Below are 23,870 nucleotides of genomic sequence, written 5' to 3'. Positions count from 1 at the left end.
GATCAATCTTCCTCGTCTTTGAGTAAACGCCCGGTCCTGGCATCCAGGTCCAGCTCGCGCACCACCCCTTCGGTGGTCAGCAGCTCGACCTCATAAATGTAGACGTCATGCTTCTCTTCCAGCTCGGCCTCCAGCAATTTGGCGCCGGGATAGCGGTCCAGCGCCTGCTGCAGCAACTGCTCCAGCGGCAGGATCACTCCTTGCTGGCGCAGGCGCAGGGCTTCGTCCTGATCCAGGTCACGGGCCAGCCCCACCGAACACACCGCCAGTAACGCAAGGGCTGACAGCCCATAGGCGCGCAGATTCAACTTCATTACCTATCCTGATGATCCTTGAGCACCTGGCCACTGACCGCGTCCAATTCCAGGTCCCACTCCACGCCTTGGGGATCACGCAAGTCGATCTGGTAGATGTACTTGCCGTACTCTTGCTCCAGTTCGGTTTCAGTGACGGCGGCGCCGGGGTGCTTGGCCAGTGCAATGGCGTTGAGCTTTTCAAAAGACATAATGGTACCAGCGTCACGCAATCTCAGGGCCTCGTCAGGGCCCAGATCGCGGGCATGGGCCAGGCTGGCGGTCAGGGCCACAAGGCTGGCAGTGAACAGGGTGGTCAGGGTTTTCATGGGATGCCTCCAAAATCGGTATGGCCCCAGACTACCGCCGAGAACTTAATTGAAACTGAATGGCCACTATCGATGCACAACGGATCACCGGCGAGAGCGCAATGACTGCAATCCACATCAAATTCCCGGCCCTGACCCTCAAGGCCGGCCCACGGGCATTCGCGCGGATTCGCCGGGACGGCTTGAGCGCGCAACAGGTCAGCACCCTGCCCGGCGCGGCCGGCGGCCCGAAAGCCCTGGGTATTCAGGGGCTGGATCTGGCGCTGTTCGGTGAGTGGCTGCCGGCCGCGCCACGCGAACGTTCGCTGATCGGCGCCTCGGTGGGCTCCTGGCGCTTCGCCAGTGCCTGCCTACCGGATGCCGCGCAAGGCCTCCGCCGTCTCGGTGAGTTGTATACCGAACAGGACTTCGCCAAAGGCGTGAGCATGGCGCAGATCAGCCAAAGCTCGCAGCGCATGCTCGACGACCTGCTCGATGGCCAGGACGCACGGATCCTCGACACCCCCGACTACCGCTTGAACATCATGGTGGTGAAGAGCCACGGCCTGCTCGCCGACGACCATCGCGGGCGGCTGGGGCTGGGGCTGTCCTCGGTGATCGCCGACAACCTGCGGGGTCGCGCCCGGCTGTCGCGGCATTTCGAGCGGCTGATCATCCACGACCCGCGCCGCGCCCCACCCGTGCATGCGTTGGAGGATTTCCCTTCGCGTTTTGTCGCGCTGAACGCCGGCAACTTGCGCCAGGCCCTGCTGGCTTCGGGCTCGATCCCGATGGTCATGCAAGGCGTGCGCGATCTGCCGGGCGCTGGCGAAGGCACCTTTCGCGATGGTGGCCTGCTCGACTATCACCTCGACCTGCCCTACAGCGGCGACGACATCGTGCTCTACCCGCACTTCACCGACCGGGTGATTCCCGGCTGGTTCGACAAGACCCTGCCCTGGCGCCGGGCCTGCACGACGCGCTTGCAGGACGTCTTGCTGCTGGCGCCGTCGAAGGAGTACCTGGCCCGCTTGCCCTACGGCAAGTTGCCCGACCGCAATGACTTCAAACGCTTCATGGGCGACGCCGCGAGCCGGCAAAAGTACTGGCGAACCACCATGGAAGAAAGCCGGCGCCTGGGGGATGAATTCCTTGAGCTGACGGCCAACGGTCGCCTCGGCGAGCACTTGCTGACCCTTTAGTCAGTGTTTTCCCGCACGCCGTATTTCAAGCTGTTAAACTCGCCGCCTGCCCCATCGCCGCGGGCGATAGCCAACTGATAGAGCTCAAGACACTGTGGAAATCTTCAAAGAATTTACCTTCGAGTCCGCCCACCGCCTGCCCCACGTCCCGGACGGCCACAAGTGCGGGCGCCTGCACGGTCACTCGTTCAAGGTGGCGCTGCACCTCAGTGGCGACCTCGACCCGCATACCGGCTGGATCCGTGACTTCTCGGAAATCAAGGCGATCTTCAAGCCGCTGTACGAGCGCCTGGACCACAACTACCTGAATGACATTCCCGGCCTGGAAAACCCTACCAGTGAAGTGCTGGCCAAGTTCATCTGGAACGAGATGAAGCCACTGCTGCCGGAGCTGAGTGCGATCCGGATTCATGAGACATGCACCAGCGGTTGCATCTATCGCGGTGAGTAAATCCTGCGCTGGCGAAAAAACCACCGAGCCCGGTGGTTTTTTTATGCCTATGCTTGCTGGTTAAAACCTGCCAAGAGGACAAGCCCATGACGGACTGGCTGCTGGACCAGGTCTTTGATTTCCAGGGACAGCAGATCCGTTACGCGGTACACGGCGACGGCCCGCCGCTGGTGTTTGTGCATGGCACGCCGTTTTCGTCTTACGTGTGGCATCGGATTGCGCCGCACTTTTTTGCCACGCACCAGGTGCACTATTTCGACTTGCTCGGTTACGGCCAATCCGCGCAGCCGGACGCCGATGTATCACTTGGCGTGCAAAATCAACTGTTGGCGCAATTGCTCGATCACTGGGGAGTGGATCACCCCGACGTGGTCGCCCACGATTTCGGTGGCGCCACTTCGCTGCGCGCGCACCTGCTCGATGGCAAGGATTACCGCAGCCTGACCCTGATCGATCCAGTCGCACTAACGCCCTGGGGCTCGCCGTTCGTCCAGCACGTGCGCCAACATGAAGCGGCGTTCAGCGGGCTGCCCGATTACATTCAACGTGCGATTGTGCCGGCGTATATTCTCGGGGCAATTCAGCGCGACATTCCGGATGCAGAGCTGATGCCGTACGTGCAACCGTGGCTGGGCGATCCCGGGCAAGCGGCGTTCTATCGGCAGATCGCCCAGATGGACGAGCGCTATACCCTGGAAGCGCAACCGTTGTACCCGAAAATTCGCTGCCCGGTGCAGATCCTCTGGGGCGAAGAGGATCAGTGGATTCCCATCGAGCGGGGCCGGGCGCTGCACGCGATGATTCCCGGATCGCAATTTCATCCGATCGCGAATGCCGGACATCTCGTCCAGGAAGACGCCCCGCAAGCCATAGTCACTGCGCTGCTGCGATTTCTCCCGCCCCATTGAACCGGCACAGCGTTTGCTGTCGTGGATTGCGCCGCTGGTCGACATCGGTGCTGGCGCGCTAACGTATATGCCATTGACCTACGTCCTGGGTACCCGCTCCTCCAGCACAGCACTAGAAGATCTATAAAGGGATTCGCCTGATGCACATCATCAACGCCCGCCTGCGCAACCGCGAAGGTTTGCATGAACTGCACCTGGAAAACGGCCTGATTTCCAGCATCGCCCGCCAGACCGAAGCGCCGACCCTGGGCCCGGACGACCTCGACGCCGCCGGCAACCTGGTGGTGCCGCCTTTCGTCGAGCCGCACATTCATCTGGATGCCACCCTGACCGCTGGCGAACCGCGCTGGAACATGAGCGGCACGCTGTTCGAGGGCATCGAGTGCTGGGGCGAGCGCAAGGCCACCATCACCCCGGAAGACACCAAGCTACGCGCCAAGAAGACTATCGACGCCCTCGCCCGCCATGGCATCCAGCACGTACGCACCCACGTCGACGTCACTGACCCGCAGCTCACCGCGCTCAAGGCGATGCTCGAAGTGCGCGAGGAAAGCCGGCACCTGATCGACCTGCAGATCGTCGCCTTCCCCCAGGAAGGCATCGAGTCCTACCACAACGGGCGCGAATTGATGACCGAGGCGATCGCCCTGGGCGCCGATGTGGTGGGCGGGATTCCGCATTTCGAGTACACCCGCGACCAGGGTGTCAGCTCGGTGAAATTCCTCATGGACCTGGCCGAACGCACGGGCTGCCTGGTGGACGTGCATTGCGACGAAACCGACGACCCGCACTCCCGATTCCTCGAAGTGCTGGCCGAAGAAGCCCGCAGCCGGGGCATGGGCTCGCGGGTAACCGCCAGCCACACCACGGCCATGGGCTCCTACGACAACGCTTACTGCGCCAAGCTGTTCCGCTTGCTCGGCCACTCGGGGATCAGCTTCGTCTCCTGCCCCACCGAGAGCATTCACCTGCAGGGGCGTTTCGATAACTTCCCGAAACGCCGTGGCGTGACCCGGGTCAACGAGCTGCTCGAAGCCGGAATGAACGTGTGTTTTGGCCAGGATTCGATCGTCGACCCCTGGTACCCCCTGGGCAACGGCAACATCCTGCGGGTGCTGGAAGCCGGTCTGCACATCTGCCACATGCTCGGCTACCGCAACTTGCAAAGCGCCCTCGACCTGATCACCGACAACAGCGCCAGAGCCATGGCCCTCGGTGAACGTTACGGACTGGAGCCGGGACGCCCGGCGAACCTGCTGATCCTGTCAGCCGACAGCGACTACGAAGTGATCCGCAGCCAGGGCTTGCCGCTGTATTCGATTCGCGGTGGCAAGGTGCTGATGAAGCGGACCATGGCGGTGGTGGAGATGGCTGATCAGCGTTAAGTGGTGTCTGGACTGGCGTCTTCGCGAGCCTGCTCGCGAAAGCGATGTAACAGTCAATCAATCCGCTGAGCCGTACCAAACAAACTCACCCGACTCAATTGCCCCAACTCTTCCTCCAACAAAATCGGCGCCGTGCCTCCGGGCATGGTCACTTTCACCTTCCCGGCACCGACCCAACCCACCCGCCACGCCGCGCTGGCCACGGCACTGGCGCTGGTGCCGGACGACGCCGTCGGCCCTTCGCCCCGTTCAAACACCCGCGCGGCCAGATGCCCGTCGGACAAACGCATCGCCCATTGCAGATTGACCCCCGCCACACAAGGATTGCCCGCCCCGGCCGGCATCGAATAAGCGATGCGCGTCAGCCCCTCGACCAAGCCCGGTTCGCCCATCTGCTGATTGCCAGGCAGATCATCGGTACCGTCCACCAGCGTCACACAATGCGGATTACCCACCCGCACAAACTGACTGCGCGACCACGCCGGGTTGAGCGCCGTCAGCGGTTCAACCTGGCTCAGTTCACGGTCATTCAACAGCACCGTTGCAACGCCCACGGCGCTGACCGCCGCCGGCCCGAAACCGGGTTGGCCAAGGTCGAGCCAGAACCCTTTCACGTCCTCGACCTCAGCGGCTTTCACCAGCGTCTGGCCCGGCGAAGGGCTGTCGGATTTGTCGTGGTGGACCCTGAGCACAAAGGTCTCGCCGTCGGACAACAGCCCTTGATCGCTCAAGGCCTGGGAAAAAATCGTCAGCCCGTTGCCACTACGCTCGGCGAGCGTCGCGTCGGTATTGACGATCAACAGATCGAATGGCGACGCGTCCTGAAAGGGTCCCACCAGCAGCCCATCCGAGCGATGAGACTTGGCCCCTGTCGGCTGGGTGCCTGGCGCCCAGCTGCAACAGAACTCGACTGCCCGCGCGCTCCAGGTAGCGAGGGTTTGCGCAGCCTGGCGTGCGTCGTCCGGCAGAGCGATACTGCGTTGGCGCAGTTCGGCGGGACTGACAACGACGTAACGATTACCGCGCGCATCATATAAAGCAGTCATAGGGCATCCTGAATGGGTGGACCAAGCGATGCCCTACTCTAAGGCTTCGCAGCCCAGCGGTCTCGGCAAAACCCAAGGTCGTCTGCCGGCCATTGATGTGCAAGGATGTGTCCCTGTTGTCGCTTCCACCGAAAGAACAAGGATTTTTCATGACTGCCAGCCTCTCCCCACCCCCAGTCCGCCCCGGACGCCCCGAACAAATGTCGACCCGCCTGGCGTTCTTTATCGCCGGCTTCGGCATTGCCGCTTGGGCGCCGCTGGTGCCCTATGCCAAGGCCCGGGCCGGGCTGGATGAAGGTACCCTCGGCCTGTTGCTGCTGAGCCTGGGCGTTGGTTCGATCCTGGCGATGCCGATCGCCGGGGCACTGGCTTCGCGCTATGGCTGCCGCCGAGTGCTGACTGCCGGCACGCTGATGATCTGCCTGGCGCTGCCGCTGCTGGCGACGGTATCGAGTATTGCGCTGTTGATTGCCACATTGTTTCTGTTTGGCGCCGGGCTGGGCACGGTGGATTCGACTACCAACCTGCAGGCGGTGATTGTCGAGCGGGCCAGCGGCAAGACCATGATGTCGGGTTTTCACGGCATGTTCAGCCTCGGCGGGATCGTCGGCGCGGCGGGAGTCAGTGCCTTGCTCGGTCTGGGACTGACACCGCTGGCGGCAATGGGCGTGGTGATCCTGATGCTGCTCGCTGCGCTGTTCAAGGCCGCGCCCCATCTGCTGTCCTACGCCGGCGAAAGGTCGGGACCGGCGTTCGCCGTGCCCCACGGCATCGTGCTGTTCATCGGCGGCATGTGCTTCATCGTGTTCCTTGCCGAAGGCGCGGCGCTGGACTGGAGTGCGGTGTTCCTCGCTCAGGAGCGCGGCATCGACACCGCATACGCCGGATTGGGCTACGCCGCGTTCGCCCTGACCATGACCGTCGGCCGCCTCACCGGCGACCGGATCGTCCGGCGCCTGGGCGCAACGCGGGTGATCGTCGGCGGTGGATTGACGGCGGCAGCAGGTTTGTTTCTGGCGACCTTCTCGCCCAACTGGGAGTTCGCGCTAGTGGGCTATGCACTGCTCGGCGTTGGCTGCTCGAACATCGTGCCGGTGCTGTACACCGCTGTCGGCAAGCAGACAGTGATGCCGGAAAGCATCGCCGTGCCGGCCATCACCACCCTGGGTTACGCGGGGATTCTCGCCGGTCCTGCGGTGATCGGCTTCGTCGCCCACGCCAGCAGCCTGAGCTTTGCCTTTGGCTTGATGGCGATGCTGCTGGTGGCAGTGGCGATTGGCGGGAAAGTATTGCGGGTGTGAAGCCATCGCGAGCAGTCGACGCAATGTCGTCCTGCTCGCGGTGCGCTGCCGTCAGAAGCCGACGCTGGCCTGGACGAAGAAGGTGCGGGGCGCACCGACGTACATGCCCGAGTTGTTGTCGCTGGAGCGGGTGAAGTACTGCTTGTCGAAGACGTTCTTCACCCCGGCACCGAGCTTGAGGTTCGACAGCTGTGCGCCGAAGTCATACCCAGCGCGCACATTCCACAGCACGTAGCCCGGGATGTCGCCGTACTGACCATCGGCAGTGCCCTCGGTGATGTAGTCACCGTTGAAGCTGCCATCGGCATTCACCCCGGTCCCCGGCGAGCGCTGTTTCGACTGGGCGAAGGCATCGACGTTGTAGGTCCAGCGGTTGACGTCATAGCGCAGGCCCATGGTCGCCACCTGGCGCGAATAGAACGGCAGGTCGCGGCCCTTGAAGCCGGGGATTTCTCCCTCGTACACCGCACGGGTGTAGGTCAGCCCGGCATTGGCGGTCAGGCCGTCGAGGCGTGGGTCGAGCGCGGCCATGTCGTAGTGCACCGAGGCTTCGACACCCTGGTGAGTGGTCGCGCCGAGGTTGGTCCAGCCGACATCGTTGCTGATGTATTGCAGTTCTTCGTCGAAGTCGATGTAGAACAGCGTCACTTCGCCGCCCCACGCGTCATCGTTGAAACGCGTGCCGATTTCGTAGGTCTTGGCCTTCTCCGGATTCAGCCCGCTGGCGGTCTCGTCGCCGGCACCGCCTTGGCCCAGCTGGAAGTACTGCAGGGCACCGAACGAGGTTTCGTAGTTGGCGAACAGTTTCCAGGCATCGGTCAGGTGATACATCACGCTCAAGGCCGGCAGCGGTTCATGGCTGTCGATGCTGCGGCGTTTTTCCTGGACTGGCTTGCCTGCGGTGTCGAGCACCGGACGGTCATGCCATTCGGTGCGGATATCTTCGAAGCGAATGCCCGGGGTCACGGTCCAGTTGCCGATGTCGATTTTGTTGTCGACGTAGAACGCATTGGCCTCGGTGCCGCCGGTGCGGTCCTGGTAGACGTGACCGTCAGAAGTCGGGGTCTGCACTGGCTGGTTGTTCACCAGCGCCACACGGCTGGCTTGCTCGTGCATGCCTTCCTTGAGGTAGCGATAACCGACGCTGACTTCCTGGGAACTCGGGCCGACGTCGAACACATGGGACACCCGTGGCTCGATGCCAAAGGTGTAGTAAGTGCGCGGGTAGGAACTCAGGGTCTTCTGGTCGCGGGCGGCGATGGTGCTGCCACGGAAGCTGTCGGAATAATAGGTCAGCACTTCGGCCTGGGTGCGGTCGTCGATCACTCGCGCCCACTTGAAGGACACGTCTTTGCGCCGGCCACTGAAGTTGTCGTAGTCACGCACCGACTGGTAGGGGTTTTCGTCGTACTGCTGCTGGGTCAGGCCGCCGGGCATGTCGGCCTTGGCGTCGTAGTAATGGAAATTCAGCGAGAAATCGTCGACGTCGGTGGGCGCCCAGTGGGTCTTGAGGATCACGTCGTCGATGTCGTTGCCGTTGTTGCTCTCGCGGTAGCCATTGCCGTTGACCCCGGAGTACAGCAACGCCATGCCCAAGCCGTTGTCCGCGGTGCCGCCGAGAAAAGCCGTGTCGATGTGCTTCCAGCCGCCGCGCTGGGAGGTCTCCAGGGTGCTGCCGATTTCACCGGTGGTTTTTTCCGGAATCGCACGGGTGACAAAGTTGATCACCCCGCCAACGTTCTGTGGCCCGTAGCGCACCGAGCCGGCGCCGCGTACCACGTCGATGCTGTCGAGGTTGCCCGAGGAAATCGGTGCCATTGACAGTTGCGGCTGGCCGTAGGGGGCGAACGCGGCGGGTACACCATCGATCAACACGGTGGCGCGCGGCGACAGGCGCGAGGTCAGGCCACGCACGCCGACGTTCAGCGAAATATCGCTGCCGCCAGTGCCGTTGGCGTCCTGCACCTGCACCCCCGGAACGCGCTTGAGCACATCGCCGACGGTCATGGCGCCCTGCTCCACCATGGCCTCGCGGCGGATCACCGTACGCGCGCCGGGATGGTTCTGCACCCCCGCCTCATTGGCATCGCCGAGCCAGTCGCCGACCACGGTGATGTCAGTCACCGCCAGTTCCAGCGGACCGGATGCCGCTGCCGGGCTTAGGGTCACCGAGCCCTCATCGATCGAATACTCCAGGCCGCTGCCTTGCAGCAATTGACGCAGGGCCTGCTCCGGCGACAGGTTACCGTCAACCGCTGGCGCCTGTTTGCCGGCCACCAGTTGCGGATCGAAAAACACCTGCAGGGAGGTTTGCTGGCCCAGTTGGGTCAGGGCCTCGCCCAGTGGTTGAGCCTGAATGTGGATGTTGCCGGCAGCCTGTTCGGCCTGTGCCAGCGGCAGTGCGACGTTGACCGCAAGGGCCAGGGCCAGTGGCAACCAGCGAGCGGAACGTGAAGCGGGGTTGTTGTTTTTAGCGCGAGGGGTTTTCACGTCGAACCTTGTCCTGTTGATCGCAAAGTGGTGCGTCTGTTAATGCAAACCAGTTGCAGTTGGACAGGAAGACGAACAACTCGAAAAAAACCTGAATCTATCGCGCAATTATTTCCTGACTGCCGTCGTCCAGAGTGCGAATCGCTACCGGCAGGATGGTCGGCAAGGCCTTGAGCAAGGCGTCGATGTTGTCGGACTTGAACACGCTGGTCAGGCGCAACTGCCCCACCGCCGGCGTGCCGACCTTCAACGGTTTGTCGCGGTAGCGCGAGACCTCCTCGGCCACTTCGACCAGGCTGGCGTCGTTGAACACCAGCTTGCCGCCGCGCCAGGCGGTCAGGGCCTGGGTGTCTACGGCATGGGCCTGGGCCACCCGGCCACTGGCGTCGACTCGCGTGCCGAGCCCGGCCGTCAGGCTGACAAAGTCGCTGTCGGCGGCTGACCGACCCTGGACCTTGACCGTGCCCTGCTCCACCGCCACCCGGGTTTCATGGGGATCGCGTCGCACGTCGAAGCGAGTACCGGTCACCGTGACCTTGCCCGTGCCCGCCTCGACCACAAACGGCCGGCTGCTGTCGTGTTCGACACTGAACAGGGCTTCACCCTGGGTCAACTCGATGCCGCGACGGTCCTTCTCGAAGTGCACCTTGACCTGACTGCGGCTGTTCAAGTCGATCAGCGAACCGTCCGGCAACGCCACCTGGCGCCGTTCGCCAAGGGCCGTGGAAAACTCGGCGCTGTAGCCGGCCGGGTGTTGCAGGCCACTGAACAGACCGACAGCAACCGCCACGCCGAGCACACTGGCGGCCACCGCGAATTGCAGCAGCGGGCGCCGCTTGCTCCGGCTCGGCGGGGTTTCGCAGAGTGCTTGCAGACGCGCCTTCGGCACCAGGTCGGCAGCGCCCCACAGGCCTTGCAGCAACTGCAACTCATCGCGGTGCTGGCTGTGTTCGGCCAGCCAGGCATCCAGGCGTTGCTGATCCTCGGCACTCAGCGTGGCGTCGGTCAGGCGCGCGAACCACAGCGCCGCCTCGTCGCGAACCCTGCTCCGGCCGCAGGCACAATCCCCCGTATCCATCATGGAATGTCCTGTTTGGCGGTGGCTGGAAAATGCACGCGGATCATTGGCCCGCTCCATCCAGGCGGTCTCGTAGATGCCGCAGGGTGCGGATCATATACTTTTCCACCATGTTTTTAGACAGTCCCAGGCGCTCGGCAATTTCTGCCTGGGTCAGGCCTTCGAGCTTCTGCCAGATGAACACTTTGCGGCAGTTGGCAGGCAACTCGGCGAGCGCCTCCTCGACACAATCAGCCAACTGGATCGCGTGCATGTAATGCTCCGGATCATCCGCCGCTGACAGCCCAGGATCGATCGCCTCCACCTCCATGGCGCCGCGCCGCTCCTCCCGCCGATAACCGTCCACCGCAATGTTGCGCGCGGTCTGGTGCAGATAGGCCCGTGGTTGCTGCACCCCGGCGGCGTCGGATTCCAGCACCCGGACGAAGGTGTCGTGGGCCAGATCCTCGGCCAACGCACGGTTGCGCAACCGGCGCGTCCAGGTACCGACCAACTCTTCGTAGTGCTCGAAAAATCCTGATCTGCGGGGCAGCTTGGCGGTCATTGCGATGGGCCGGGGTGGCGAGGGCGTGAATAGTAATGCTTCCTATTAAGGCGAGCAATTGATTCCCTTGACCGCTGGTCTTGCGCCAGCGGTCCACCCTCGCGCAACCGCTCAAGGCATGCTCAAGGTCACCACATAATCGCCCGAACGCAGCGGCTGGCCCGCTTCATCCAGCAGTTGGTACTGTCGATCGAAATAGCGCTCGGTCGGGCTGTTGTCGGCCATCAGCCTGACCCTGACCGCAGACCCACCGAGTGCCTTGCCGCTGGCAGTCGGCGCCAACGCTTGTACCTCGATAGCGGTGCCGCGACTGGCGGGCGAGCAGCCCGTGAGATCAACCCTTCCATCCACGCTCGCCTGAACGCTACAAGCCGGCTCGACAATCGCGCCGTGAAAATGAATGACGCCTGCCTGACAGACGCTACTGAACGCAGCGGCTACAGCAAAACCAATCGCCAGAACTTTGCTTTGCATGACTATCACTCCCGGTTGGATATCCACTGCATCGGCAAGCCCGGGATTTTCAGGAGTGATGGCACTTGCCAGTCACCCCGCCCGACAAATATGATAATCATTATCATTAGTACCTCATCTGCGAACCATGCCCGTGCCCCCTCCCGCCTGCCATCCCGGACTCGCCACCCTGTACCGCGAACAGCATTCCTGGCTGCAGCGCTGGCTGCGTTGCCGACTCGGCTGTTCCCACAGCGCGGCGGACCTGGCGCAGGACGTGTTCGTGCGCTTGCTGGCCAAGACCGAGGTGATCGAAGTCCAGGCCCCGCGTAGCTTTCTGGCCACCGTGGCGCAGAGCGTGCTGTCCAATCACTATCGCCGGCAGAAACTGGAAAAGGCCTATCTCCAGGCCCTGGCAAACCTGCCCGAGGCACTGGCGCCGGACCTCGAGAGCCAGGCGATCATGCTCGAAACCCTGCTGGAGTTGGACGCCGTTCTGGAACGCCTGGAACTGCCTGTGCGAAAGGCATTCCTCTGGTCTCAACTGGAGGGTTTGAGCCATGGCGAAATTGCCGGGCGCTTGAAGGTTTCGATCGCCACGGTCAAACGCTACATCGTCAAGGCCGGCGCCCAGTGCATCATGCTCGACGGCGGGTGGGCCTGATGTCAGCGCAATCCTCGTCAACCGCGCAGCCGACGATTCCGATGGCCGTCGCCGAGAGGGCCATGCATTGGCTGCTGGAGTTGCAGGAGCCGCAGGTCAGCGAACAAACCCGCGCCGACTGGCTGGCGTGGCGGCAGGCCGATGCCGTGCATGAGTTGGCATGGCAGCGGGCCCAGGGCTTTGCTTCGCGTATGAGTAGCCTGCGCTCACCCGGCCAGCGTCCGCTCGCCAGCGCCGCGCTGTCGTCGACCCTGTCGCGGCGCAGCGTCCTGAAAAACCTGGCGCTGTTTCTGGCCGCCGGCGGCACGGCCTGGAGCGCCCGGGACAGCAGCCTGGCGCAGGATTGGCGCAGCGATTTCAGCAGTGCCATCGGTGAGCGGCGCACCCTGCAACTGGCCGGTCAGGTGCGGGTTCAACTCAATACCGATACCGCGATCAAGGTGCGGGTCGACAGCCAGATCCACCACATTCAGTTGCTGCGCGGGGAGATTCTGCTGGAGGCGCCAGCGGCTGCTCCTTTGTGGGTGCATAGCGCGGAGGGTCGGGTGCGAATGCTTGGCCAACAATTGGCGGTGCGTCAGCGCCAGGGTTTCACCCAAGCCAGCAGCGAGGATGGCGGTATCACCCTCCACCCCCTGGATCGGACTGACAGCGCGATCGACGCAGCAGCCGGGGAAGTCGTGAGTTTCGACCGCCTGGCCCTGCTCGCGCGTCGGCCACGCGCTCCCGGCGAACTGGCCTGGAGCCGTGGCATGATCGTCGCGCAGGGCCAGCGCTTGGCCGACTTCGTCGATGAATTGTCGCGCTACCGCCGTGGTCACTTGGGTTGCGATCCTAGTCTTGCCGAGTTGCGAGTCTCAGGCACCTTTCCACTGGATGACACCGATCAGGTCATTGCCGCCCTCGGCGAAACCTTCGACCTCGACGTGCAGCACCTGACCCGTTACTGGGTGACGTTAAAGGCCAAACCCGGCCTCGGCTAAATTTTTCCAATGCGGGTGAGCCGTTTTCGTTTTTCACGAGACTTGTATCCCCAACGATCACATTCATTGGGGATACACACATGCAGCACTTGCAACAATCAGCTCCGGTCCGTCAACGCTTGATCAAGCAGCGGCTGGCTGCGGCCGTGCTGCAGGGCATCGCCTGCATGGGCGTCGCCGCTCCGTTGCTACTCGCCTCGGCGCAGGTTCAGGCGGCGCAACAGCAACTGGATTTCAACATTCCGGGAGGTCCGCTCGGCGCTGCTTTGGCGCAGTTCGGCGAGACCGCCCACCTGCTGATCAGTTACCCCGCCGAGCTCACCGAAGGCCGCGTGACCCAAGGCCTGAGCGGCCGCTTCGAGATCGATAACGGCCTCGACACGCTGCTGGCCGGCACCGATCTGCAAGCCTTGCGCACCACCCAGGGCGGCTATCAAATCGCCCGTCGGCAAAACAGCGACGCCTTGCAACTGGATGCCCTGACCATTTCCGGCAAGGCGCCCGGTTCGACCACTGAAGGCACCGGCTCCTACACCACCTTGTCGTCCAGCAGTTCGACACGACTGAACCTGACGCCAAAGGAAACCCCGCAATCGTTGACGGTGATGACCCGCCAGCGCCTGGATGACCAGCGCCTGACCACCCTCAGCGACACCATGGACGCGACGCCCGGGATCATTGTCCTGCGTGACGGTCTGGGGGCGGAAAGTGACAGTTTCTGGTCCCGGGGTTTCGAGATCCAGAACTTCGAGATCGACGGCGTGCCCACCGTCACACGCATGGACAACTACGCCCAGAGCATGGCCCAGTACGACCGTGTAGAAGTGGTACGGGGCGCCACGGGGCTGATCAGCGGCATGGGCAACCCCTCGGCCACCATCAACCTGATCCGCAAGCGCCCAACCGCCGAGGCCCAGGCCAGCGTGACCGGCGAAGCAGGCACCTGGGACCGTTACGGCAGCGGCTTCGACGTCTCCGGACCGCTGACCGAAAGCGGCAACGTGCGCGGTCGCGTGGTGGCCGACTACAAGACCGGTGGCGCCTGGATCGACCGCTTCAAGCAGGATTCGCAGTTGCTGTACGGCATCAGCGAATTCGACCTCACTGAAGAGACCTTGCTGACCCTGGGCTTTAGCTACCTGCGCACCGACGTCGATTCGCCCCTGCGCTCCGGCCTGCCGACACGTTTCCCCGATGGCCAGCGCACCGACCTCAGTCGCTCGACCAACGCCTCGCCAGACTGGTCCTACAACGACCATGAGCAAACCAGCTACTTCACCTCCATCGAGCAGCAACTGGGCAATGGCTGGAGTGGCAAGGTCGAGTTCACCCACACCGAGAACACATTCGACGAGGTCTTCACCTACCTCAATGGCACCCTGCAGCCCGATGGCAGCGGCACCAGCCTGTTACCGGTCAAGTTTGCCGGCACGCCGCGCCAGGACAACCTCGACCTGTACCTGACCGGCCCCTTGAATCTGCTGGGCCGCGAACACGAAATCATCGGTGGCCTGACCCTGTCCAAGTACAACGAAAACGTCCCCAGCTACGGTGGCTGGCGCTATGACTACTCCGGCTCGCCGGCGGGCGCCATCGACAACCTGTTCGACTACCACGGCAACAACCCCAAGCCGGACTTCCCGGTCACCGGCAAGTCGTCCATCGACGAGACCCAGTATGCCGCCTACCTCACCGGGCGTTTCCACGTCAGCGATGATCTGAGCCTGATCCTCGGCAGCCGCCTGGTGGACTGGAAACGCGACACCGAGGACCGCCCTTACGGTGCCGATGCCAGCGAAACCCAGTCGCGGGAAACCGGGGTGTTCATTCCCTACACCGGCGTGGTCTACGACCTGACCGACGTCTGGTCGCTGTACGCCAGCTACACCAAGATCTTCAACCCGCAAGCTTCCTGGGTGCGCGACGAAAACAACAAACCGCTGGACCCGATGGAGGGCAAGGGCTACGAACTGGGGATCAAGGGCAGTCATCTGGACGGCCAGTTGAACTCCAGCCTTGCGCTGTTCAAGCTGGAACAGGACAACCTCGCCGTGTGGCAGGCCGAGTACCCAGGCAGCAACGTCTACAAGGCCGAACAGGGAACGACCTCCAAGGGCGTGGAAATGCAACTGGACGGCCAACTGGCCGAAGGTTGGCAAGTCGGCACGGGCTACGCCTACACCGTCACCACCGATGCCGACGATCAACGCATCAACACCACCCTGCCCCGCCACAGCGTGAAAACCTTCAGCACCTATCGCCTGGGCGGCGAGCTCGACAAACTGACCGTCGGCGGCGGGGTGAACTGGCAAAGCAAAGTCGGCAGCGACCTGCACACCTTCACCCAAGGCAGCTACGCCATCACCAACCTGCTGGCGCGCTACGACATCAGCAAAAACCTCAGCGCCTCGGTCAACCTCAACAACCTGTTCGACCGCGAGTACTTCAGCTATGCCGGTTACTACGGTAACTACGGCGCGCCGCGTAACCTGATGACCAGCTTCAAGTACAGCTTCTGACCCGCGCCGCTGGCCCGCTCAGTCGCGGGCCAGCGTGCTAAATTGTCCGCCCCCACGTAACAAGGAGTGTTCACCGTGAAATTCGGCTACCTGATCATCTACGTCCCCGACGTCAGCGCTTCCCTCGAATTTTTCTCTGCCGCCTTTGGCCTTCCCACCCGCTTTCTCCACGAGTCCGGCACCTACGGCGAGCTGGAGACCGGTGCCACCGCCCTGGCCTTTGCCGCCGACGAACTGGCGGCGATGAATTTCCACGGCGGGCATGTGTCGGCCCACAGCAGCGCGAAACCGTTGGGCATGGAAGTCGCCCTGGTCACCGAGGACGTCCTCGCCGCCCACGCCCAGGCACTCAAGGCCGGCGCCAGCGAGATCGCTGCGCCGCAGGAAAAGCCCTGGGGCCAAACCGTGTCCTATGTGCGCTGCCCGGACGGCACGCTGGTGGAACTGTGCTCGCCCATCGCCTGATCCACACCTGAGGCCAAACACCTGACGACTGGTTAGCGAAAGCATTTGCTACGAAATATTACATGCGTCATATTATGATCGTAATAATCATCATGATCGCAGGTTCCGCCATGACCAGTCTGTCAGCCGTAGATCCGACCCTCGCCACTGCGACGGCCCCTCCTCGTACCAAGCGCCTGCTGTTGGCGGCCACTGGCCTGGCTGCACTGGTTGCGGCAGGCCTCTACACCGCCCACTGGTGGACCAGTGCACGTTTTGTCGAAACCACTGACGATGCCTACATCGGCGGCGATATCACGGTGATCGGACCGAAAGTCGCAGGGCATATCGAGCAGGTGCTGGTCAGTGACAACCAGCAGGTCAAGGCCGGCGACGTCTTGATTCGCCTCGACGCGCGGGACTACCGCGCCCACCTGGCCAAGGCCGAAGGCGCAGTCGCTGCACAACAAGCGCTGTTGGCCAATCTCGATGCCACTGAACAATTGCAACAGGCGGTGATCGGCCAGGCGCGGGCCGGGATTGACGCGGCGGGCGCGGAAACTTCCCGTTCACGCGATGACAACGTGCGCTACAAGCGTCTGGTGGGCAGCAATGCGGTCTCGGTGGAAAGTGCGCAACGGGCCGACGCCACTTTCAAGACCGCCCAGGCCCTCAGCGCCCGCGCCCAGGCCGAACTGCTGGCTGCGCAACGCCAACTGAATGTGATCACCACTCAGAAGCAACAAGCCCGCGCCGCCTTGCAGCAGGCCAGCGCCGAGCGTGACCTGGCGCAACTGAATGTCGACTACACCGAGCTGCGCGCACCCGTCGATGGCGTGATCGGCAATCGCCGGGCTCGGGTCGGCGCCTACGCCCAGGTGGGTGCGCAACTGCTCTCGGTGGTGCCCGCCAGTGGGTTGTGGGTCGACGCCAATTTCAAAGAGGATCAACTGGCGCACATGCAGCCCGGGCAACGGGTAAGCATCCGCGCCGACGTGCTGTCGGGACAGACCTTCCACGGTCACCTCGACAGCCTGGCGCCCGCCACCGGTTCGCTGTTCAGCGTGCTGCCGGCGGAAAACGCCACCGGCAATTTCACCAAGATTGTTCAGCGGGTGCCGGTGCGCATTCTGCTGGACCCGACCGACGCGGTACTCGGTCACCTGCGCCCCGGCCTCTCGGTCACCGCCGCCGTCGACACCCGCGCCGAACCTGAAACTGCTGCCGTGGCCAGCGCGCCGTGAGCAGCAGCCTCAGCGTTCCGGCCCCGGCGTTCGATGCAGCGAGCATGCGCACCGCGACCAAAGTCTTCGCCTTCGCGACCATGTGCATCGGCATGTTCATCGCCCTGCTCGACATCCAGATCGTCTCCGCCTCCCTGCGCGATATCGGCGGCGGACTGTCGGCCGGCACCGATGAGACCGCCTGGGTGCAGACCAGCTACCTGATCGCCGAAATCATCGTCATCCCGTTGTCCGGCTGGCTGTCGCGGGTGTTCTCCACGCGCTGGCTGTTCTGCGCCTCGGCGGTCGGCTTCACCGTCGCCAGTCTGCTCTGCGGCGCCGCGTGGAATATCCAGAGCATGATTGCCTTCCGTGCCCTGCAGGGCTTTCTCGGCGGCTCCATGATTCCGCTGGTGTTCACCACCGCGTTCTTTTTCTTCACCGGCAAGCAGCGGGTAATCGCCGCCGCTACCATCGGCGCCGTGGCGTCCCTGGCGCCGACCCTCGGGCCGGTGGTGGGCGGTTTTATCACCGACGTCTCGTCCTGGCACTGGCTGTTCTACATCAACCTGGTGCCGGGGATCTTTGTCGCCATTGCAGTGCCGATGCTGGTGAAGATCGATCAGCCGGAGTTGTCCCTGCTCAAGGGGGCGGACTACCTGAGCATGCTGTTGCTGGCAGTGTTTCTCGGCTGCCTGGAATACACCCTGGAAGAAGGCCCGCGTTACAACTGGTTCAGCGACCAGACCATCCTCATCACCGCCTGGTTGTCGGGCCTTGCCGGGCTGGCCTTTGTCGGCCGCACCTTGCAGGTGGCCAATCCGATTGTCGACCTGCGTGCCTTGAAGGACCGCAATTTCGCCCTCGGTTGTTTCTTCTCGTTCGTCACCGGCATCGGCCTGTTCGCCACCATCTACCTGACCCCGCTGTTTCTCGGCAGGGTGCGTGGTTATGGCGCGCTGGACATTGGCCTGGCGGTGTTTTCCACCGGGGTGTTTCAGATTCTGGCGATTCCGCTGTACGCCTTCCTGGCCAATCGGGTCGACCTGCGTTGGGTGATGATGACCGGCCTGGGTCTGTTCGCGTTGTCGATGTGGGATTTCAGCCCGATCACCCATGACTGGGGTGCCAGGGAATTGATGCTGCCTCAAGCGCTGCGCGGGATCGCCCAACAACTGGCGGTGCCACCGGCGGTGACCCTGACTCTCGGGGGGTTGAGTCCGGCGCGCTTGAAGCACGCCTCGGGCTTGTTCAACCTGATGCGCAACCTCGGCGGCGCGATCGGCATTGCCGCTTGCGCGACCATTCTCAACGACCGCACTAACCTGCACTTCACCCGCCTCGCCGAACATCTGAACAGCAGCAACGAAGCGCTGAACCAATGGCTGACCGAGGTCGGCGGGCGTTTCGCCGATCTCGGCCAGAGCGTCGATAGCCAGCTCAGCGCCAGCCTTAAGCAATTGTGGCTGCTGACCTACCGTGAAGCGCAGACGCAAACCTACGGCGACGCGTTTCTGATGATCATGGTTTGCTTCATCGTCGCGACGCTGATGGTGCCCTTGATGCGCAAGGTGCAACCACCGGCCGCGCCGTCAGCCGATGCCCATTGATCAAGCCTGGGGCATTTTGCGAAAGCCCACTGCCAGGCGATTCCAGGCGTTGATGGTGGTGATTGCCACCGTCAGGTCGACCATTTCCTTGGCATCGAACTCGGCACTGACCAGCGCGTAGTCTTCGTCCGGGGCATGGGTCTGGCTGATCAGGGTCAGGGATTCGGTCCAGGCCAGGGCCGCCCGTTCGCGGGAGGTGAAAAATGGCGTTTCGCGCCAGACGCTGACACCGAACAGCCGGCGGGTGGTTTCACCGGCCTTGAGGGCATCGGTGGTGTGCATGTCGACGCAAAAGGCACAGCCGTTGATTTGCGAGGCCCGCAGCTTGACCAGTTCAATCAGGCTCTTTTCCAGCGGCAGCCGGGAGACCGCGGTTTCCAGGGCGAGCATGGCTTTGAGGGCTTCAGGGGACGCGGTGTAGAAATCGATACGCGGTTGCATGGTATGGCTCCAGATCAGGTGGGGATGGGGCATACGTTAGCCCCGCGACCCGCCAGGACAAATAACCAATACCGGCGAAGTTGAGGATGCCAATTGCCTGGCGGGAAGAGGACGTCGAACGGTGCTTGCCGGGATGTGGCCCACCCGGTTTTTTCGAGGCGCTTTATCCTCGGTGGCGCAACCACTGCATGAAGCCCTTTTTCGCCACCACCTGGGGCACCGTCTGGGTCAGGGTCTGGGCCGTGTGCAGGCGGTAATCGAGCAAGGATTTGATCGCCTCGCTGATGTCGTGGCGGGCATCGAGGCAGGGTTTCAGGTAGGCCTTGTCGATGCGATACAGGGTGCAGAAGGTCTTGGCGGAAAAGTCCGCCGGCAAGGCGCTGTCGCTGAGGATCCCGGCTTCGCCGATCACTTCGCCCGGCCCCATGCGTCCGGCCTCGATTGGCTGGCCATCGCGTTCCAGGGTCACCGAGACCACACCGGATTCGATGATGAACAGGTGGTCGCTGACCTCACCCGCCGGCAGGACCGACTCGCCGGCGCGAAAAGTCACCAACTGCATGTGCTGGCTGAAAGTGTCTTTTTCGTCCTGGCGCAGGGTCGAGAAAATGCTCGAGCTTTCCAACAGCGCCCGTGGCCGTGACAGGCCCGTCGGGGTCTCGGCCTCGGCGCTGGACAGCAGGCTGACGCCGCTGGCCTGCAAGTGCCGGAAGGCCAGGTCGAACAGCACATTTCGGGCTTCACGCTTGTGCGCCATAGCGCTGACGAAACCGCTGATCTCGTACTCCACCCCACCGCTGCTGGCGCTTTTCAGGGCCACGCTCGGCGCGGGCTGCGCCAGCAAGTGCCGGCAGCCTTGCATGGCCCGCTCCAGTGCTTCGATTACCGTGAGCGGGCGCGCATGGGGGCTGACTTGCAGACTTACGGAAATGCCGAACATATCGCTGGGACGACTGAAGTTGATGATCTTGGCCTTGGCCGCCAGCGAGTTAGGAATGACCGCCATGCTGCCCTGGGCGGTCTGCAGGCGCGTAGCACGCCAGTCGATGTCGATTACCCGGCCTTCGGTGCCGTCGATGGAGATCCAGTCATCGAGTTGGTAGGGCTTGGTGGTGTTGAGGACGATCCCGGAGAACACGTCGCTCAAGGTGCTTTGCAAGGCCAGGCCGACGATGATCGCGACGGCGCCGGAGGTGGCCAGCACACCCTTGACCGGCAGATCGAGGACATAGGCCAGTGCGGCAATCACTGCAATCAGAAAAATCACCGCCCCCAGCAAATCCTGAAGCAGCCGCCCGGTGTGCCCGACCCGCTGCATCATCAGCGCGCCGATTAGCACCGTCAGGGTGCGTGCCGCAAACAGCCACCAGCCGATCTGCAATCCGGTGGCCGCCAGGTGCAGCGCCACGTTGTCCGGCCAGGGCGCGGTTTGCATCGGGTTCAAGCCTTCGTTGAACAGCACCGCGCTGAACAACGAGAAAATCAGTACCCGCACCAGCAGTTTCCAGTGGCTGCCACTGGCACTGATCAGACGCCACAACAACAGGTCGAGCAGAATCAAGACCAGAGCGCAGATCAGTGGGTGATCGGTGAACAGTGGCAGCATTGGAAAGGATCCCTGTTGCGGCTTGCCAGAAAAAATTAGGTGTTTGGAATACCGCATTCCTTGTGGGAGCGAGCCTGCTCGCGAAGATCGTCAACGATGACGAGTTTTGCCTGGATGAATGCGTCGTCTGAGCGTCTTTCGCGAGCAGGCTCGCTCCCACAGTGTTTGTTCAAGGCAAATCTGGATTCTGTGATTCACAAAATCCAGCGGTCGAGGATTACTTGCTATTGGTCAAGGTGTTGTAGCTGGTCATCAAGTTACGGTAGTCCGGAATGTGGTTGGAGAACAGGGTTCCCAGACCTTCGACGTCATTGCGCCAGTCGCGGTGCAGCTCGCAGGCCAGGCCGAACCAGGTCATCAGTTGCGCGCCGGAGGACGACATGCGATCCCAGGCCGATTGACGGGTCAGTTCGTTGAAGGTCCCGGAGGCATCGGTGACGACGAACACTTCGAAGCCTTCGGCCAGGGCCGAGAGTGCCGGGAAGGCCACGCAGACTTCGGTCACCACGCCGGCGATGATCAGTTGCTTTTTGCCGGTGGCCTTGATCGCCTTGACGAAGTCTTCGTTGTCCCAGGCATTGATCTGCCCCGGGCGAGCGATGTACGGCGCATCGGGAAACAGCGCCTTCAGCTCGGGAACCAGCGGGCCGTTGGGACCGGTCTCGAAACTGGTGGTGAGGATGGTCGGCAGCTTGAAGTACTTGGCCAGGTCGGCCAGTGCCAGCACGTTGTTCTTGAAGCGGTCCGGCTCGATATCGCGAACCAGCGACAGCAGGCCCGCCTGATGATCGACCAGCAATACCGCGGCGTTATCCTTGTCCAGACGCTTGTAGTCAGTAGCCATTGCAGTAGTCCTCTCGTGTTATCGATGCCGAATCAGCTTCGGCGTGGGGGTACTCGGTTAACGTCGCTACGGTTGCACAAGCCTTGCAGCTCAGAGAGCGTAGCCAACATCTGGATTGGCACCACCCGCAAACCCAGGCAGGTGCCAATCGTCGCCAACAGGCGTCAGCCGTGCATCCGGCCAAAACGACCGGACTGGAAATCGGCAAACGCCTGGTGAATCTCTTGCTCGGTGTTCATCACGAACGGGCCGTGGCCGACGATCGGCTCGTCGATCGGTTCACCACTGAGCACCAGCACCACCGCGTCCTGGTTGGCTTCGAGGCTGAGTTGGTCGCCGTCGCGCTCGAACAGCGCCAACTGCCCTTCACGCACCAGTTCCTGGCCATTGACCTGCAGCGTGCCGCGAAGCACCACCAGCGCGGTGTTGCGGCCTTCGTGCAGGTCGAGGGTCAGCAACTTGCCGGCATTCAGGCGGATGTCCCAGACATCGATTGGGGTGAAGGTCTTCGCCGGCCCTTGGTGTCCGGCAAATTCACCGGCAATCAGGCGCAGGCTGCCGGCCTGGTCCTTCAGGGCGATAGTCGGGATATCTGCGTCGAGCAGGGTCTGATAACCGGCGTCGGCCATTTTGTCCTTGGCCGGCAGGTTGACCCACAGCTGGACCATCTCCAGGGTGCCGCCGCTTTTGGCGAAATCTGCAGAGTGAAACTCTTCGTGAAGAATGCCCTTGGCCGCCGTCATCCATTGCACATCGCCGGGACCGATCTTGCCGCCACTGCCGGTGGAGTCGCGGTGTTCCAGTTCGCCCTTGTAGACGATGGTCACGGTTTCGAATCCGCGATGGGGGTGTTGGCCTACGCCACGACGCTCGGTGGTTGGGGTGAATTCAGTTGCAGCGGCGTGGTCCAGCAGCAAGAACGGGCTGATGTGTTTGCCCAGGCTGTCGTAGGAAAACAGCGTACGAACCGGGAAACCGTCGCCCACCCAGTGCGCTCTTGGGCTGGTGTAGATACCGATGATGTTTTTCATGGTGCCTCCGAAGGGGGTGAGTCAGAACATGGACAAAGCTTAATTGCGCACCCTTTGCTGCGATAGACTGCAAAAATTGCCCTTAGCGTTCTATTTGGAGAACGATGGTGGAAGACCTCAACACCCTGTACTACTTCACCGAAGTGGTGGAACACGGTGGTTTTGCCGCCGCCGGGCGAGCCCTGGACATGCCGAAATCGAAGCTCAGCCGGCGTATCGCCCAGCTCGAAGAGCGCCTTGGCGTGCGGCTGATCCATCGCAGCAGCCGCCACTGTTCGCTCACCGAAATCGGCCAGGCCTACTACCAGCGCTGCCTGGCGATGCGCGTGGAAGCGGAAAGCGCCGCCGAACTGATTGAGCGCAACCGCTCCGAACCCCAGGGCCTGGTGCGCATCAGTTGCCCGACTGCACTGCTCAATTCCTGGGTCGGGCCGATGCTGACCCGCTACATGCTCAAATACCCTTTGGTGGAGTTGTTCATCGAGAGCACCAACCGCCGCGTCGACCTGATCCACGAGGGTTTCGACATTGCCCTGCGAGTGCGTTTTCCGCCGCTGGAAAACACTGACCTGGTGATGAAGGTACTGGGCAACAGCACCCAGACCCTGGTGGGGCATCCGGCGTTTGCCGAGCGCCTGTCAAAGCCCGCCTCGCCTGCCGATCTAAGTGGCCTGCCGAGCCTGCACTGGGGTGCCGCACAACGGGAATACCAGTGGGAACTGTTCGGTCCGCAGGAGGCCAGCGCGCTGATCCGCCATCATCCACGGCTGGTCACCGACGACCTGATTGCCCTGCGTACCGCTGTGCTGGAAGGCCTGGGCGTCGCCCACTTGCCGGCGGTGGTGGTGCGCGACGACCTGACGGCCGGTCGCTTGATTGAACTGGTACCGGACTGGGCGCCCAAGTGCGGGATTGTCCACGCGATCTTCCCCTCGCGCCGCGGCCTGCTGCCGTCGGTGCGGACCTTGATCGACTTTTTGGGTGAGGAATTCAGTCAAAGCGACATCGCCTGAGCGGTCGGTTCAGGCTGGACTCGTAACAGGCGC

Annotated in this window: 23 protein-coding genes; 12 read left to right on the top strand and 11 right to left on the bottom strand. The window is 62.8% G+C overall.

Annotation, left to right across the window (positions count from 1 at the left end; all coding sequences use genetic code 11):
* Positions 1–2: 2 nt before the first annotated feature.
* Together NR126_RS21090 and NR126_RS21085 are read right to left on the bottom strand one after the other, a co-directional pair.
* The gene (locus NR126_RS21090) at positions 3–314 is read right to left on the bottom strand and encodes a PepSY domain-containing protein (protein WP_027618754.1); all 312 of its coding nucleotides are present in this window, start codon (positions 312–314) and stop codon (positions 3–5) included.
* Positions 314–622: a PepSY domain-containing protein gene (locus NR126_RS21085; RefSeq protein ID WP_027618753.1), complete on the bottom strand. Its 309-nt coding sequence runs from the start codon at positions 620–622 to the stop codon at positions 314–316. Before NR126_RS21085 ends, NR126_RS21090 begins: the two co-directional genes overlap by 1 nt.
* Before the next feature lie 101 nt (positions 623–723).
* On the opposite strand from NR126_RS21085, the gene NR126_RS21080 reads away from it, so the two are divergent.
* From NR126_RS21080 to codA, 4 genes are all read left to right on the top strand, one after another.
* Complete coding sequence (locus NR126_RS21080) at positions 724–1,803, top strand: patatin-like phospholipase family protein (protein ID WP_256831211.1); 1,080 nt, start codon at positions 724–726, stop codon at positions 1,801–1,803.
* A 94-nt stretch (positions 1,804–1,897) separates the two neighbouring features.
* Positions 1,898–2,254 (top strand): 6-carboxytetrahydropterin synthase QueD, encoded by a 357-nt coding sequence (gene queD, locus NR126_RS21075; protein WP_007915588.1) that lies wholly within the window; start codon positions 1,898–1,900, stop codon positions 2,252–2,254.
* 86 nt (positions 2,255–2,340) lie between these two features.
* Complete coding sequence (locus NR126_RS21070) at positions 2,341–3,162, top strand: alpha/beta fold hydrolase (protein WP_256831031.1); 822 nt, start codon at positions 2,341–2,343, stop codon at positions 3,160–3,162.
* Between the two features lie 140 nt (positions 3,163–3,302).
* Entirely contained in the window at positions 3,303–4,547 is a 1,245-nt protein-coding gene (gene codA / locus NR126_RS21065; protein WP_256831030.1) for a cytosine deaminase, read from the top strand.
* Positions 4,548–4,600: 53 nt separating this feature from the next.
* On the opposite strand, the gene NR126_RS21060 is transcribed toward codA, so the two are convergent.
* Complete coding sequence (locus NR126_RS21060; protein ID WP_256831029.1) at positions 4,601–5,593, bottom strand: diaminopimelate epimerase; 993 nt, start codon at positions 5,591–5,593, stop codon at positions 4,601–4,603.
* Between the two features lie 149 nt (positions 5,594–5,742).
* Between NR126_RS21060 and NR126_RS21055 the strand changes: the two genes are divergently transcribed.
* Positions 5,743–6,894: an MFS transporter gene (locus tag NR126_RS21055; RefSeq protein ID WP_027618748.1), complete on the top strand. Its 1,152-nt coding sequence runs from the start codon at positions 5,743–5,745 to the stop codon at positions 6,892–6,894.
* 51 nt (positions 6,895–6,945) lie between these two features.
* Here the strand turns inward: NR126_RS21055 and NR126_RS21050 are convergent, their stop codons facing one another.
* The 4 genes from NR126_RS21050 to NR126_RS21035 form a co-directional block, all read right to left on the bottom strand.
* Complete coding sequence (locus NR126_RS21050) at positions 6,946–9,384, bottom strand: TonB-dependent receptor (protein WP_256831028.1); 2,439 nt, start codon at positions 9,382–9,384, stop codon at positions 6,946–6,948.
* Positions 9,385–9,481: 97 nt separating this feature from the next.
* Positions 9,482–10,465, bottom strand: a complete 984-nt coding sequence (locus tag NR126_RS21045) for a FecR family protein (RefSeq protein ID WP_256831027.1) — start codon at positions 10,463–10,465, stop codon at positions 9,482–9,484.
* A gap of 40 nt (positions 10,466–10,505) precedes the next feature.
* On the bottom strand, positions 10,506–11,006 hold the full coding sequence (locus NR126_RS21040) for a sigma-70 family RNA polymerase sigma factor (protein WP_027618745.1): 501 nt from the start codon (positions 11,004–11,006) through the stop codon (positions 10,506–10,508).
* 111 nt (positions 11,007–11,117) lie between these two features.
* Positions 11,118–11,480, bottom strand: coding sequence for a type 1 fimbrial protein (locus NR126_RS21035; RefSeq protein ID WP_256831026.1), 363 nt, complete (start codon positions 11,478–11,480; stop codon positions 11,118–11,120).
* Between the two features lie 127 nt (positions 11,481–11,607).
* Here NR126_RS21035 and NR126_RS21030 point away from each other — a divergent pair, with 127 nt between their 5' ends.
* The 6 genes from NR126_RS21030 to NR126_RS21005 all read left to right on the top strand — a co-directional run bounded on the left by NR126_RS21030 (position 11,608) and on the right by NR126_RS21005 (position 18,902).
* On the top strand, positions 11,608–12,123 hold the full coding sequence (locus NR126_RS21030; protein WP_027618743.1) for a sigma-70 family RNA polymerase sigma factor: 516 nt from the start codon (positions 11,608–11,610) through the stop codon (positions 12,121–12,123).
* Positions 12,123–13,106: a DUF4880 domain-containing protein gene (locus NR126_RS21025; protein WP_256831025.1), complete on the top strand. Its 984-nt coding sequence runs from the start codon at positions 12,123–12,125 to the stop codon at positions 13,104–13,106. The genes NR126_RS21030 and NR126_RS21025 overlap by 1 nt, the downstream gene beginning before the upstream one ends.
* A gap of 80 nt (positions 13,107–13,186) precedes the next feature.
* On the top strand, positions 13,187–15,625 hold the full coding sequence (locus NR126_RS21020; RefSeq protein ID WP_177327244.1) for a TonB-dependent receptor: 2,439 nt from the start codon (positions 13,187–13,189) through the stop codon (positions 15,623–15,625).
* A gap of 75 nt (positions 15,626–15,700) precedes the next feature.
* Complete coding sequence (locus tag NR126_RS21015) at positions 15,701–16,090, top strand: VOC family protein (RefSeq protein WP_256831024.1); 390 nt, start codon at positions 15,701–15,703, stop codon at positions 16,088–16,090.
* A gap of 110 nt (positions 16,091–16,200) precedes the next feature.
* Positions 16,201–17,313: an HlyD family secretion protein gene (locus tag NR126_RS21010; RefSeq protein WP_027618739.1), complete on the top strand. Its 1,113-nt coding sequence runs from the start codon at positions 16,201–16,203 to the stop codon at positions 17,311–17,313.
* A gap of 44 nt (positions 17,314–17,357) precedes the next feature.
* On the top strand, positions 17,358–18,902 hold the full coding sequence (locus tag NR126_RS21005; protein ID WP_306218952.1) for a DHA2 family efflux MFS transporter permease subunit: 1,545 nt from the start codon (positions 17,358–17,360) through the stop codon (positions 18,900–18,902).
* Here the strand turns inward: NR126_RS21005 and NR126_RS21000 are convergent, their stop codons facing one another.
* The 4 genes from NR126_RS21000 to NR126_RS20985 form a co-directional block, all read right to left on the bottom strand.
* The gene (locus tag NR126_RS21000; protein ID WP_027618737.1) at positions 18,903–19,343 is read right to left on the bottom strand and encodes a carboxymuconolactone decarboxylase family protein; all 441 of its coding nucleotides are present in this window, start codon (positions 19,341–19,343) and stop codon (positions 18,903–18,905) included.
* A 163-nt stretch (positions 19,344–19,506) separates the two neighbouring features.
* Entirely contained in the window at positions 19,507–20,949 is a 1,443-nt protein-coding gene (locus NR126_RS20995; protein WP_256831023.1) for a mechanosensitive ion channel domain-containing protein, read from the bottom strand.
* 217 nt (positions 20,950–21,166) lie between these two features.
* Positions 21,167–21,793 (bottom strand): isochorismate family cysteine hydrolase YcaC, encoded by a 627-nt coding sequence (gene ycaC, locus NR126_RS20990; protein WP_027618735.1) that lies wholly within the window; start codon positions 21,791–21,793, stop codon positions 21,167–21,169.
* A 164-nt stretch (positions 21,794–21,957) separates the two neighbouring features.
* Complete coding sequence (locus NR126_RS20985) at positions 21,958–22,824, bottom strand: pirin family protein (RefSeq protein ID WP_027618734.1); 867 nt, start codon at positions 22,822–22,824, stop codon at positions 21,958–21,960.
* Positions 22,825–22,928: 104 nt separating this feature from the next.
* Here NR126_RS20985 and NR126_RS20980 point away from each other — a divergent pair, with 104 nt between their 5' ends.
* A complete protein-coding gene (locus tag NR126_RS20980) occupies positions 22,929–23,837 on the top strand; it encodes a LysR substrate-binding domain-containing protein (protein WP_256831022.1) in 909 nt (302 codons plus the stop codon).
* The last annotated feature ends 33 nt before the right edge of the window (positions 23,838–23,870 follow it).

Origin of the sequence: Pseudomonas sp. Pse1 (genome assembly GCF_024519635.1) — a bacterium.
Lineage (GTDB): Bacteria > Pseudomonadota > Gammaproteobacteria > Pseudomonadales > Pseudomonadaceae > Aquipseudomonas.
Note: the sequence above shows the minus strand (reverse complement) of the source record. Positions and strands in the feature narration are given on the sequence as shown.

Bases quoted from the DNA above. Each gene is read 5' to 3' on its own strand.
- NR126_RS21090 (WP_027618754.1), bottom strand. From the start codon at position 314: ATGAAGTTGAATCTGCGCGCCTATGGGCTGTCAGCCCTTGCGTTACTG.
- NR126_RS21085 (WP_027618753.1), bottom strand. From the start codon at position 622: ATGAAAACCCTGACCACCCTGTTCACTGCCAGCCTTGTGGCCCTGACC.
- NR126_RS21080 (WP_256831211.1), top strand. From the start codon at position 724: ATGACTGCAATCCACATCAAATTCCCGGCCCTGACCCTCAAGGCCGGC.
- NR126_RS21070 (WP_256831031.1), top strand. From the start codon at position 2,341: ATGACGGACTGGCTGCTGGACCAGGTCTTTGATTTCCAGGGACAGCAG.
- codA (WP_256831030.1), top strand. From the start codon at position 3,303: ATGCACATCATCAACGCCCGCCTGCGCAACCGCGAAGGTTTGCATGAA.
- NR126_RS21060 (WP_256831029.1), bottom strand. From the start codon at position 5,593: ATGACTGCTTTATATGATGCGCGCGGTAATCGTTACGTCGTTGTCAGT.
- NR126_RS21055 (WP_027618748.1), top strand. From the start codon at position 5,743: ATGACTGCCAGCCTCTCCCCACCCCCAGTCCGCCCCGGACGCCCCGAA.
- NR126_RS21045 (WP_256831027.1), bottom strand. From the start codon at position 10,465: ATGATGGATACGGGGGATTGTGCCTGCGGCCGGAGCAGGGTTCGCGAC.
- NR126_RS21040 (WP_027618745.1), bottom strand. From the start codon at position 11,006: ATGACCGCCAAGCTGCCCCGCAGATCAGGATTTTTCGAGCACTACGAA.
- NR126_RS21035 (WP_256831026.1), bottom strand. From the start codon at position 11,480: ATGCAAAGCAAAGTTCTGGCGATTGGTTTTGCTGTAGCCGCTGCGTTC.
- NR126_RS21030 (WP_027618743.1), top strand. From the start codon at position 11,608: ATGCCCGTGCCCCCTCCCGCCTGCCATCCCGGACTCGCCACCCTGTAC.
- NR126_RS21025 (WP_256831025.1), top strand. From the start codon at position 12,123: ATGTCAGCGCAATCCTCGTCAACCGCGCAGCCGACGATTCCGATGGCC.
- NR126_RS21020 (WP_177327244.1), top strand. From the start codon at position 13,187: ATGCAGCACTTGCAACAATCAGCTCCGGTCCGTCAACGCTTGATCAAG.
- NR126_RS21010 (WP_027618739.1), top strand. From the start codon at position 16,201: ATGACCAGTCTGTCAGCCGTAGATCCGACCCTCGCCACTGCGACGGCC.
- NR126_RS21005 (WP_306218952.1), top strand. From the start codon at position 17,358: ATGCGCACCGCGACCAAAGTCTTCGCCTTCGCGACCATGTGCATCGGC.
- NR126_RS21000 (WP_027618737.1), bottom strand. From the start codon at position 19,343: ATGCAACCGCGTATCGATTTCTACACCGCGTCCCCTGAAGCCCTCAAA.
- NR126_RS20995 (WP_256831023.1), bottom strand. From the start codon at position 20,949: ATGCTGCCACTGTTCACCGATCACCCACTGATCTGCGCTCTGGTCTTG.
- ycaC (WP_027618735.1), bottom strand. From the start codon at position 21,793: ATGGCTACTGACTACAAGCGTCTGGACAAGGATAACGCCGCGGTATTG.
- NR126_RS20985 (WP_027618734.1), bottom strand. From the start codon at position 22,824: ATGAAAAACATCATCGGTATCTACACCAGCCCAAGAGCGCACTGGGTG.
- NR126_RS20980 (WP_256831022.1), top strand. From the start codon at position 22,929: ATGGTGGAAGACCTCAACACCCTGTACTACTTCACCGAAGTGGTGGAA.